This window comes from bacterium (assembly GCA_036504735.1).
Classification (GTDB): Bacteria; Electryoneota; RPQS01; order RPQS01; family RPQS01; genus DASXUQ01.
In genome coordinates this window covers 1-1,506 of the sequence record DASXUQ010000013.1, presented here as the reverse complement: position 1 = coordinate 1,506, position 1,506 = coordinate 1, and the positions used below count along the sequence as shown (strand labels likewise).

The window sequence follows — 1,506 nt, the reverse complement described above, 5'->3', positions numbered from 1 at the left end:
CTCCCCACGCTTTGCATCCCAGCGCAGGGCGTCCGAGATGCCCTGTTCGAGCGGCAGCTCGGCCTTCCAGCCGATCAGGCGCAGGGCCGTATCCGCATTGGCATAGGCACCGGCGATATCGCCCGGACGGGGGTCAGTGTCGCACTTGTGGATGGAGGTTCCAACGACTTTTTCAAAGGCGGTCACGAGTTCACGCACTGTCACCCCTTTGCCAGTCCCCAGGTTGATCACCAGATAGTGAGTCTGCGGGTCTTCCGAGCGCGTGAAAGCCTGGTCGAACTGCTCGACCGCTTTGACATGCGCCATCGCCAAATCCCAAACGTGGATGTAGTCGCGCAGCCCTGTGCCGTCCCGCGTGGGCCACTGGACCCCGGTGATGTTAAACTCGGGCAATCGCCCCTGGGCCGTGTCGACCAGCTTCCCCAAGATATGGGAAGGCTGCGGGACGTGAATGCCGGAGCGCATCTGGGGATCGGCTCCGATCGGGTTGAAATAGCGCAGGGCAATCCCGCGCATATCGTAAGCCGAACAAAAATCCTGCAGGATCATCTCCATCATGTATTTTGTACGCGCATACGGGCTGGAAGGCTTGAGCGGAGAGGTCTCGGTGACCATGAAACCCGGCACCACGTCGTAAATCGAAGCGGAGGAGCTGAACACGATGCGACCGTAGCCGAGGTCGGTTAGGGTTTTGAAGAGTTCCAGGGACTTCGCGACATTATCCTGGTAATAATCATAAGGATGCGCGACCGACTCGGGGACGACGATCAAGGCGGCGCAGTGGATCGTGGCGTAGGTATCCGGATGGTCGCGAAAGATCTGCTCGACAGCCTTCCGGTCGGCAATGTCTGCCTGGTAAAAGATGCGCCCGCGGGTAAATTCTTTGCGTCCGGTGATGAGCGAATCCAGGATCACCGGTGTGTGGCCGGTGTCTTCCAGGGCCGAAGCGATCGTGCTGCCAATATATCCTGCTCCGCCGGTGATTAAGATTTTCATAGACAAGCCCTTTCGGTATAAGGAAGAGATAAGCCGGATCGGATCATTCCTTCTCCAATAAATGCAAGTAATGCGTCAAATTCAAACGGCTGATCTGGGTGATGTCGGCCGGAACATCCTGGGGATCGAACCAGCCCATCTGGCTGCACTTGGTCGGTTCCAGGATGCGCGGCTCCCCGGCGATAATCCGGCACAGGAAGGTGGGCGACACCCAATGCTGGCCTTCTTCCGGCAGGATGTGGTCCGCCACATCTAACAGATCGCCAACCTGGATCTCAACGCCAAACTCTTCACGGATTTCCCGCCGCAGGGCATCGGCCAGACGTTCACCGAACTCGACCGAGCCGCCTGGGAACTCCCACAGCCCGCGTTCGTTGCGAGAATCAGGGCCGCGCCGCGCAAGAAACACGCGCCCTTGATCGTCTACGATCAAAGCGCCCACGCCTACGCCAATATAGTCACTGCCACGCCTCATCCCTGCTTATTTTACACCTTGCGGTTATAATAAGT

At 58.3% G+C, this 1,506-nt stretch carries 2 protein-coding genes; both read right to left on the bottom strand.

Translation table 11 applies throughout. The annotated features are described in order from the left end of the window. The coding region (gene galE, locus VGL38_11940) for a UDP-glucose 4-epimerase GalE (GenBank protein ID HEY3296139.1) at positions 1-996 on the bottom strand (996 nt) is incomplete at its 3' end. A gap of 43 nt (positions 997-1,039) precedes the next feature. Continuing rightward, positions 1,040-1,471, bottom strand: coding sequence for an NUDIX domain-containing protein (locus tag VGL38_11935; protein HEY3296138.1), 432 nt, complete (start codon positions 1,469-1,471; stop codon positions 1,040-1,042). Positions 1,472-1,506 lie beyond the last annotated feature (35 nt).

Coding starts and splice junctions, on each gene's coding strand:
- VGL38_11935 (HEY3296138.1), bottom strand. CDS start 1,471: ATGAGGCGTGGCAGTGACTATATTGGCGTAGGCGTGGGCGCTTTGATC.